At 40.4% G+C, this 10,410-nt stretch carries 10 protein-coding genes; all 10 read right to left on the bottom strand.

The window, feature by feature from the left end; all coding sequences use genetic code 11:
* Positions 1-8: 8 nt before the first annotated feature.
* Complete coding sequence (gene obgE, locus BN3456_RS15110) at positions 9-1,292, bottom strand: GTPase ObgE (protein WP_089985541.1); 1,284 nt, start codon at positions 1,290-1,292, stop codon at positions 9-11.
* A 175-nt stretch (positions 1,293-1,467) separates the two neighbouring features.
* Positions 1,468-1,752 carry a 50S ribosomal protein L27 gene (rpmA, locus tag BN3456_RS15115; protein ID WP_089985543.1) on the bottom strand — a complete coding sequence of 95 codons (285 nt, stop codon included), beginning with the start codon at positions 1,750-1,752 and terminating at the stop codon, positions 1,468-1,470.
* Between the two features lie 5 nt (positions 1,753-1,757).
* The gene (locus BN3456_RS15120) at positions 1,758-2,102 is read right to left on the bottom strand and encodes a ribosomal-processing cysteine protease Prp (protein ID WP_089985544.1); all 345 of its coding nucleotides are present in this window, start codon (positions 2,100-2,102) and stop codon (positions 1,758-1,760) included.
* Positions 2,103-2,113: 11 nt separating this feature from the next.
* Positions 2,114-2,422 carry a 50S ribosomal protein L21 gene (gene rplU / locus BN3456_RS15125; protein ID WP_089985546.1) on the bottom strand — a complete coding sequence of 103 codons (309 nt, stop codon included), beginning with the start codon at positions 2,420-2,422 and terminating at the stop codon, positions 2,114-2,116.
* A 134-nt stretch (positions 2,423-2,556) separates the two neighbouring features.
* Positions 2,557-2,967, bottom strand: coding sequence for a CBS domain-containing protein (locus BN3456_RS15130; RefSeq protein WP_089985548.1), 411 nt, complete (start codon positions 2,965-2,967; stop codon positions 2,557-2,559).
* A 39-nt stretch (positions 2,968-3,006) separates the two neighbouring features.
* Entirely contained in the window at positions 3,007-4,326 is a 1,320-nt protein-coding gene (locus BN3456_RS15135; protein ID WP_089985549.1) for an aspartate kinase, read from the bottom strand.
* A 135-nt stretch (positions 4,327-4,461) separates the two neighbouring features.
* Positions 4,462-4,941, bottom strand: coding sequence for a Cys-tRNA(Pro) deacylase (gene ybaK / locus BN3456_RS15140; protein ID WP_089985551.1), 480 nt, complete (start codon positions 4,939-4,941; stop codon positions 4,462-4,464).
* A gap of 299 nt (positions 4,942-5,240) precedes the next feature.
* On the bottom strand, positions 5,241-6,437 hold the full coding sequence (locus tag BN3456_RS15145) for a ribonuclease E/G (protein WP_347458079.1): 1,197 nt from the start codon (positions 6,435-6,437) through the stop codon (positions 5,241-5,243).
* Positions 6,434-7,150: a TIGR03936 family radical SAM-associated protein gene (locus tag BN3456_RS15150; RefSeq protein WP_089985552.1), complete on the bottom strand. Its 717-nt coding sequence runs from the start codon at positions 7,148-7,150 to the stop codon at positions 6,434-6,436. Before BN3456_RS15150 ends, BN3456_RS15145 begins: the two co-directional genes overlap by 4 nt.
* Positions 7,134-8,999 (bottom strand): TIGR03960 family B12-binding radical SAM protein, encoded by a 1,866-nt coding sequence (locus BN3456_RS15155; protein WP_089985554.1) that lies wholly within the window; start codon positions 8,997-8,999, stop codon positions 7,134-7,136. Before BN3456_RS15155 ends, BN3456_RS15150 begins: the two co-directional genes overlap by 17 nt.
* Positions 9,000-10,410: the final 1,411 nt, after the last annotated feature.

Here is a 10,410-nt window from a genome sequence, read left to right on the forward strand (position 1 = left end):
ATCTCCTGTTATTTATAATAATCAAATTGTAATCCGTACATTTTAACTGTATCACCCTCCTGGATGCCGGCGTTTTCCAGTGCCTCCAGAATTCCTGCATCCTTTAGAAAACGCTGAAAAAAAGCAAATCCTTTCTCTGAGTCAAGATTCGTGTAGCCCAGCATTTTTTCTATTTTAGGACCTTCAACGACATACAGTTCGTTCTCCTTTTCTACTGTATAGGGAAGATCTTCATAGATTAGCTCGTCCTCCGGGAAGTATTCCTGCTCGAATATAATAGGTTTTGTCTCTATATGCTGCAGCTGCTCACTTACATAATATAGAAGCTCCAAAATACCCTTGCCAGACACACCGGAAATTGGAAATACCTTCATTCCCTGGGGCTCAAATTCGGCTCTCAGCCTGTCCACCGGATTTTCATCACCTTTAAAGATTAAATCCATCTTGTTTGCCGCAATTACCTGCGGCCGTGCAGCAATCTCGGGTTTGTAAGCTGCAAGTTCGGCATTGATCTTATAAATGTCATCAACGGGATCTCTCCCTTCAGTCCCCGCTGCATCGACAACGTGAATCATCATTCTCGTACGTTCAATATGACGCAGAAACTCATGTCCCAGTCCTACACCTTCCGATGCTCCTTCTATCAACCCTGGAACATCAGCCATCACAAATCCTTTGGATCCTTTCAGATCCACCACTCCAAGGTTTGGGTTTAAAGTAGTGAAATGATAGTTGGCTATTTTGGGCTCAGCATTAGTTACCCGGGAAAGTAATGTAGACTTTCCCACATTTGGAAATCCAATCAATCCAACATCGGCTATCACTTTTAATTCCAGACTGACCTCAAGCTCCCTAAAAGGCTGCCCCGGCTGAGCATACTTGGGGACCTGCATAGTTGCTGTAGCAAAATGCTGGTTTCCTAAGCCTCCTCGTCCTCCTTTTAAAATAATCTGTCTGCGGTTGCTGCCGGACATATCGGCAACAACCTTTCCGGTCTTCTCTTCTTTTACCACGGTTCCTTCTGGAACTTTCAGTACAAGATCCTTGCCGTCTTTTCCGTGGCAGCGGCGTTTCCCACCTTCTTCCCCGTCACCGGCAGCGTATTTTCTTTTGTGGCGGAAATCTGTCAGTGTATTTAGGCCCTCATCAATCTCAAGAATCAAATCTCCGCCTTTTCCACCGTCTCCTCCGTCAGGTCCTCCGTTGGGTACATACAGTTCCCGTCTGAAACTGCAGTGCCCGTCTCCGCCTTTCCCTGACCTTATAAAAATTTTGGCTTTATCTGCAAACATAATCTATATCCTTTTCTTCTTATTAATTATCTTTGTCACTTTTTAACTTTTTTATTATATCATAAGCGTTTTGTTTTTACTATTGATAATTGCTTAAAGAATCCGGCTTGTAAGTTTCCTATTATATTATATAAAAAACCCCAGACCGTTTATCAGGTCTGAGGCCGCTCATACATTATTCAGCTACAGGATAGATAGAAACCTGTTTCTTATCTCTTCCTTTTCTCTCGTATCTGACAACACCGTCAACTAAAGCAAACAGAGTGTCATCACCGCCGCGCTGTACATTCACACCTGGGTGAATTTTTGTTCCGCGCTGTTTGTAAAGGATATTTCCGGCTTTTACAAACTGTCCGTCAGCTCTCTTGGCACCCAATCTTTTGGATTCGGAGTCACGGCCGTTCTTAGTGGAACCCATTCCCTTTTTATGAGCAAAATATTGAAGGTTCAATTTTATCATGGTTATTACACCTCCTTAAAGATAATATCAATGTATGGTTTGTAATTACTGTCATCTTCTATTTCTTCCAAACCAAGAAGCATAGTGTCCAACAGCAATCTGGCATCCTGTGTAGGTTCTGCATCTCCGGTAAAACGGAATCTAATATCTCCCTGTGTATCAGAATCATCCGAGACAACAGATACATCATCAGTTGTATACCTTTCAATTGCATTCAGAGTATTGATGATGAGCATGGAGACTGCGGCGCATACAATATCCATACCTTCTTCAGAAAACCCGGCGTGGCCCTGCGCGTCAAAACCTGCATATTCATGCTTGTCTGTCTTGTAAACGGTTACCCTAATCATCCCGCCACCAACTAAGCGTTGATCTTGTCAATCTTCACTGCGGTATATTGTTGTCTGTGACCGTTTTTCTTATGATACCCAGTTTTTCTCTTATACTTATAAACAATTACTTTTTTTGCTTTTCCATTACCAACTACAGAAGCTGTAACTGTTGCACCATCGACTGTCGGATTACCAACGACAAGCTTGTCATTGTTCACTGCAAGTACCTGGTCAAATGTATAAGTCTCTCCAGCTTCTACCCCAAGTTTTTCTACTTTAATGATATCGCCTTCGGCTACTTTGTACTGTTTACCACCTGTTGCTATAATTGCGTACATATGGCACCTCCTATTATCATTACTCGCCAATTACGGTGTCCGCCTGCTGACGGAACTTCAAAACCTCACTGTGCGGCATACTGTTGTAGTATAGCATATGTTGTTTCGCGAAGTCAATACTTTACGAATAATTATTAATCAAAGTCATTAATCTTATTATAGCAATATTCTATGATGCTTTTTCGTGTTATGATGCCGATAAACTTATTCTGGTCATCGACAACCGGCACAAAATTCTGATTCATCGCTCTTTTTATAAGATCTTCCATATCTGCGTCTGCTGCTACTACGTCAAAACCTGCCTTAAGTGGGAAATCACGGATAAAAATCTTCTCTGCACTTTTCAAGTTTAAGTTTTTGTAACTTTTAATCCCCCAAAGCAAATCCCCTTCCGTAACGGTCCCCACAAATTCTCCATCTTTATTCAGCATGGGGATGGCAGCGTATTTGTGATACTCCATTGTTTCAAGCACCTGACGGAGTGTAAAATCATTATAAACGTAAGCAACATCACTTTTGGGTTTTAGAAAGAACAAAATGTTCATGTTGAACTTGCTCCTTTTCTTTTATGTTTAGTAGTATGTTTATATTTGCGTTACCACAAATATTTCGTACAATGCCTTTATGGCACCTTTGAAATCATCATGCCGAACCCCTACAATAATATTCAGTTCACTGGAGCCCTGATCAATCATTTTTACATTAATATGTGCATGCGCAAGTGCAGAAAAAATCCTTCCTGCAGTACCGCGGGTTGCCTTCATACCGCGGCCTACAATGGCAATCAATGAAAGGTCAGACTCCAATTCAAGATGATCCGGAGTGACAACACTGTGGATTTCTGCAAGAACTTTCTGTTCCCTATCTTCAAATTCATCTTTGTGAACAAAGATTGTCATTGTATCAATTCCCGAAGGCATATGTTCAATGGAAATATCATTGTCCTCAAATACCTGCAGTACCTTGCGGCAAAACCCAATTTCAGAATTCATCATAGCCTTTTCTATTGTAATTGCGACAAAACCGTCCGTACCGGCAATTCCGGTAATTGTATATTTGGGTTTTCTGCAAGTGCTTTCTACAATTAAGGTGCCTTCTTCTTCCGGAGCATTGGTGTTGCGTATATTAATTGGAATCCCTGCTTTTCTGACAGGGAAGATGGCATCTTCATGAAGCACACTGGCTCCCATATAAGAAAGCTCCCTCAACTCCTTGTAGGTAATTGTTTCAATTGATTTTGCATTTTTGACAATTCTGGGATCGGCAATCAGGAAACCTGACACGTCTGTCCAGTTTTCATATACATCCGCAGAAACAGCCAATGCCACAATAGAGCCTGTGATGTCGGACCCCCCTCTGGAAAACGTCACAATTGTACCATCCTCTTTTGCTCCATAGAATCCGGGGATAACTGCACGTTCAGTACTGCTCAGACGGTGAGACAACAGTTCATTTGTAACGATATCATTAAAAGTTCCGTCATCGTTGAACCGTATGACCTCTGCTGCATCCACAAACTCGAAGCCGAGATATGCTGACATAATAATTCCGTTTAAATATTCTCCTCTGGAGGCCGCGTAATTTCTTCCCGCTTCTTTAATGAAGTTCTTCTGTATCATTTCAAATTCTTGATCCAGGGAAAGGGTAAGACCAAGCCCTTCAATAATTTCATTGTATCTGTCTTTAATTTCAAAAAGCTTATCCTGAAAATCTTTCTTTCTTATTGCAGCGTCATAACAATTATACAACATATCCGTTACTTTTGTATCCCTTGAAAATCTTTTTCCGGGAGCGGATGGCACAACATACTTTCTGGACTCTTCAGATTGAATGATTTCGCCGGCCTTTTGGAAATGATCGGCATTTGCCAGAGAGCTTCCGCCAAATTTTACTACTTTCTTCATTATTTTTCCTCCAAATATACAGACAAAAGAATATTTTTGCAAGATTTATGCGTTCTTGGTTCATTATTATAACGCAGTCGTTCCTGCTTGTAAATCTCTTATTTTAGGTTTTTCTGCATATTTCGACAGGATGTTTTATACAATTACATCTGCATATTGTGCGTTTGCTGCCTTTTTTAAATCACCGGGAAAAAGCTTTAGCTGCATACCAAGTTTTCCACCACTGACATAAATATAATCCAAGTTTTCCACAGTTTCATCTATAACGGTGGAAAAATCCTTTTTCATTCCTATAGATGTACAGCCGCCCCGTATATAACCGGTAACTGCGGTAAGTTCCTTTACAGGAAGCATTTCAATAGATTTTTCACCCACTACTTTGGCTGCCTTTTTTAAGTGAAGTTCTGCTTCAATCGGAATGACAAATACATAATGTTCTCCACTCTTTCCGGTCGTCACCAGAGTCTTGTATACCCTGTCATGGGGAAGATGCATCTTATCTGCGATTGTAATCCCGTCGATGAACTCATTGCTTTCATAGGTCTGATATTCATAGGGGATTTTATGCTTCTCCAGGATACGCATGGCATTTGTTTTCAGTTCTTTCTTGCTCATAAATAGTTCCTCCTTAAAGCAAATCATTGTGTGAATAACTCTCTAATTTTAGCGGACCTCTGTGGATAACTTTTAAAAAACCCACAATTTTGCCCGATAAAGGGGCCGTTGCCCCACATTGTATACAAGAGTACAATTTATTATCGGACCAAGCCACCCGCGCACAACAAAGTTGTTTTTATTAAAAATTTATGTGTTATCGTATACAATTTAAAAAAGCAAAAAATAAGTAAGCCCTAAAAAAGGCTTGAAAAAAAGCTGCTTCCGTTCAGCTCTTTGTTTAACTTTGTACAATTGAACTATTCTTTAATACTTTCATGCAGAGGTCTGCGGACTTTCTTTCGTGTCACCTCCACAAGCTGTAATTCTGTCATATCTACCAATGTTGTCTGAATGGGGTCTCGTGATAAATAATGGCGGAAAAACTTGAGTAGTTCATGCGTTGCATTGTCATCTTCCAGATTAATGAAATCTATAATAATGATTCCATTGAGATTTCTGAGACGTATTTGCTTTGCTGCCTCCTCTGCAGCTTCCAAATTGATTTTTAAATACGTTTCCATTGGTCCCTTTTTAGCAACAAATTTTCCGGAATTTACATCGATGACCGTCAGAGCTTCTGTATACTGAATCACCAGATATGCACCATTTTTGAGCCATACACGCTGTCCCAGTGTACGATCCAGTACAGTACGGGTACTATATAACTTAGCCAGAGAAAGCTGATTACTGGCATACCTTCTAAGATTAACTAAATATTCAGGTTGTTCTTTTTCGTAGTATTCCCTGACCTGACTGTAGAGCTCGTCCCCTTCAATTATAATCTCTGTCAGTCCCTCCGTGTATACATTCTTCAAATCTGATATATAGGCAGAAGGCTCCTGGTACAAACAGGAAAAGCATATCCTTGTATGAGCAATTTTTTTCATTTCAAAATATTTAGTTTCCAGTCCTCTGATTTCTTCAATAATATCAGAAAAAGCCGCATCTTTAGCATTGGTACGTACGATAATACCATACTCCTCATTTTTCAGTGGCTGAAGCTGTTCCTTTAACTGCGTCCTTAAACGTTTCGGCAATTTGCCGGAGGTTCCGATTCTTGTATTTCCAGAAGTTAAAATAACATAATGCCCATGAAAACTCAGATTGCTGCTAACCGTAGGGGCTTTTGTCTTGACTGCTTCTTTGGTAATCTGAACAACAAGCTCATCACCGATACAAAGTGATTTTTTTCCACTTTTGCGGGTAAATATAGCTCTGTCGGCCTGGCTCATGTCATAATAGCATTCTACTTTGTTCCCTATCTCAATAAAGGCAGCGCCTATATTTGACACAATATTTTTAACTTTACCTACATAAATATTCCCCAAGGCCTGTACGGAATTTCCTTTTTCACCTTCGGGAGTGCAATGTATCTCAACAATTTCATCATTTTCCAGTAGAAACATCCATATTTTATTTTCTTCCTTCATCATGAGAACTTTCCTTGAAATCATACAGTCTCTTTCTCCATTTCCCAACCCATATCTTCCAGTGACTTCAGTTCCCTGACAACGCCTTGCCCCACATCTGCATACATTTCCAGGCGATGATGCTGAAAATCTACAAAATCCCATGGAATGTTTAAAAAACGACAGAAAGCTTCCATAACAAGCCCGGGCTTCAAATTCTGAACACTTCCTGCGGCAAGCTGCATATAGATACCGTCCCCGGAAGATTCAAATTTATAAATCATGGGTTTAATGTCTACTTCATTTACACTGCGCTTTGTCTGCTTTTCTATACGGATTTCCGGCTGTTCCAAAAATGCAGGAATCTTTTTTACCCACTCCTCCGGCAGAGAACCTTTTTTAAGGATAGTAAGATAATCGGCGGCGGCTACAATTGCCATACCTGTCATCTTTTTTTCTTCTGAAATCTGTCGGAAGCTTATAACCTCCATACCCTCCACCATAACTTCATTAAGTTGCTTTACAGCCTCTTTTCCGGAAATGGCTTCTTTCAGTTCAATATCGAAATACTCACCGTCACTGGAAAGACCTATCCCTAAAGGGCTTGCAAAGGACATAATCATATGAGGGCTGTACCCGCCCGTAAAAGAAATGGGGATACCTGCCCGCCTCATAGCCTTCTGAAAGAACCGCATGACATCCAGATGCCCGATAAATCTTAAGGCTCCGTATTTCCTGAATTTAATTCTTGCCTTCATAACAGACACCTCCTCCAAATTGTGCTGCACCACAGCCGGAACATCCCATCCGGCAATTGGGCGTAATGATGCCTTGCTTTGCTCTCTCCCATTCCTTCTTAAGGAAATCCCTGCTTACTCCAATGTCAATAAAATCCCAGGGGAACAATTCATTGAGATTTCTCTCCCGAGTTGTGTAAAACTCTATATCGGTGTTTGTGTTGCAAAACGCTTTCATCCACTTTTCATTAGAAAATGACTCTGTCCATGAATCATAAAGACATCCCAGTCTGTAGGCCTCCTCAATAACTTTTCCCACACGTCTGTCCCCACGGGCAAAGACACCCTCCAGCACAGTGACATCTGCGTCATGCCAGTTATATTTCAGGCTTTTTTTGTTTAACTGCTCCTGAAACGCATGTTTTACCACATAAGCCCGGCGGATATATTCCTTGTTGCTGCACATTGATGCCCACTGAAAAGGTGTAAAGGGTTTTGGCACAAAAAAGGAAGAGCTCGCGGTAATCTGGCATTTCCCATGGCGTTCTTCTTTTGGTATTTCATAATACTTTCTGGCAATTTTGTCCGAAAGCACTGCAATCTCCTTCATATCTTCATCTGTTTCCGTAGGAAGCCCCAGCATGAAATATAATTTTACTTTAGACCAACCGCCTTCGAAAGCCTGTCCTGCCCCCTCCAGAATGATTTCCTCCGTCAGCCCTTTGTTGATAACATCCCGAAGCCGCTGAGAGCCTGCCTCCGGGGCAAATGTAAGACTGCTTTTTTTGACATCCTGTACTTTGCTCATCACGTCCAGAGAGAATGCATCAATACGAAGAGAAGGCAGAGAAATATTTATCCCTTCGCCCTGGAATTCTTCTATCAGAAAATTCACCAGCTCTTTAAGCTCAGAGTAATCACTGGAGCTTAAGGAGCTTAAGGAAATTTCTTCATGCCCGGTATTCTTAAGCATCCTGCAGGCATACTCCTTTAAAGTATCCACATCCCGCTCTCTGGTCGGGCGGTACAGCATACCTGCCTGACAGAACCTGCATCCCCGGATGCACCCTCTCTGGATTTCAAGCACGACTCGGTCCTGGGTTGCCTTGATGAAAGGTACAACAGGAGCCATGGGGTAAGAGGCATTCGTGACATCCATAATAATTTGCTTTTTGATTTTCTCAGGTATCCCCGGTATTTTTGGCGCAAAGGACTTTAACGTTCCATCTTCGTGATAGGAAACCTCATAAAACCCAGGGGCATAAATACCCTCAACACAAGCTGCTCTCTTCAGAAATTCCTCGCGGCTTGTCCCCTCAGTGCGGCAGGACTTATATAAATCCAACAGCTCATCATATACTGTTTCACCTTCCCCTATATAAAACAGATCAAAAAATTCTGTCAGTGGCTCCGGATTGTAGGTACAGGGGCCGCCTCCCAGCACAATCGGGTGCTCCCAGGTGCGATCCTCGCTGTGGATCGGAATCTGGCTTAAATCTAATATCTGCAAAATGTTGGTGTAGCACATTTCATATTGGATTGTGATTCCAAGGAAATCAAATTCTTTTACAGGATCCTGGGATTCCAGCGCAAACAAAGGAATATCTTCCTCACGCATAATCTTATCCAGATCGATCCAGGGTGAATATACCCTCTCACACCATACATCTTCACGTTTGTTGAACATATCATACAGAATCTGAATCCCCAGATGGGACATTCCAATTTCGTAAACATCCGGAAAACACATGGCAAAACGTATATCAACCTTAGATGAGTCCTTATTTACCGAATTCACCTCATTGCCGATATAACGCGCCGGTTTCTCTACTTTTAATAATATATCGTCATTTAACGCTAATTTTCGCATTTCTTAGCCTTTTCTTTCTTTAATATTTCTATCTGATCATACTTTGATTATCTACTTCTAATACCGTCCTTATTTGTTAATACAGTCTTCCGTAATTTCTATTAAAAATCTGTTAAAATCAAGTCTGGTCACATTTTTGAAAAATACAAATTAAAAGTGATTAAATAACACTAGATAACACTCAAATCCTAAAAAAATAATTAGGCGGGAAGCCTTGAAATATAAGGTTTTCAAGCCATTTCATGTGACCAAACGAAAAAAAGCGTTTGGTCACATCGTTAAAATCCTGGTCACATTTTAAATATTTTTAGTTTATATAGCCCCTAACATTCAAAGTATGTTTGACTTCCATGCTATGCTCACATGGTAACACAATGGTTAAAAATGGAAGCAGATATTTAGATGTATCCATGAAAGGAAGTGTCGGCTTCGAAACGTATTTTTGCCTCTGTAAATTCCTCACTGTAATGCCCCATACATACAGAAATGGAATCGTTCGAAACCCATTTTGAGATTTTGGCTTTATATGCTGCAGAACCACTTCGTTATCGTTCAAACCTGTGCTCATTATATCACGTCCGATTTGACCAGAGACTATCAATATTTTGTTGCCAAAATCAACATCATCAAATCTTACAGCTAAGGCTTCACTGATACGTAATCCGCACGTTACTGTAAAAAGCATGGGAATATATACTTCTGGCTCATCTCTCTTGCAAACGCACAAAATTCTGGCAGCTTCGTCTGAAGATAATACTCTCTGTCCTTCTGGTATTGAATCACATTATAGACGAAGAACTAAATAACAGTAAAAGTATAACATAAAATCGGTTCTTGCGCCATATATGAAAAATTTTATAAATACATTTTTAATTTTTGAATTGTGTAAATAATTGCCAGCATAGTTTTTCTTATCTTCCTAAATATTTTGCGGTTTTAACAGGATGTGCATTTCCCCATTCCAATAATTCATTGAAAGGCAATCTGTCAAGCTCGGTTCTCTTCGAGTACCTCTTTTTAGGTTTTATCATGAAGCTTTTTGTTAACGTCTGTCTTTGTACAACTCTTTCAGGTTTTATACTATTGGTCTAGCGCTATTTCAAATCCCCCCTGGGGTATATCCTACATCAAAGAGGTATTTTCCAATTCGGTACCCACGGTGTATGCCAGCTGCAAGTGCAAATATAGGTATTTTAACCAACCAGTCTGATAATATAAATAAACCCTTAAACGGAATCATTAAAATTAGACCAATCCATGAAAATACTTTTTTCATAATCATTTTGAACCAAATCACGCATGCTGCGTGATAGCCCTTTCTTAACTTTTTGTCTGTCGGTGTTGTACTGGCAGACTTTTTATTTTACAATCATCTCATCTTAGATAAAGGAATAGCCCCACAGATGAGTGC

The organism is Clostridium sp. C105KSO13 (assembly GCF_001517425.1).
Lineage (GTDB): Bacteria > Bacillota > Clostridia > Lachnospirales > Lachnospiraceae > Muricomes.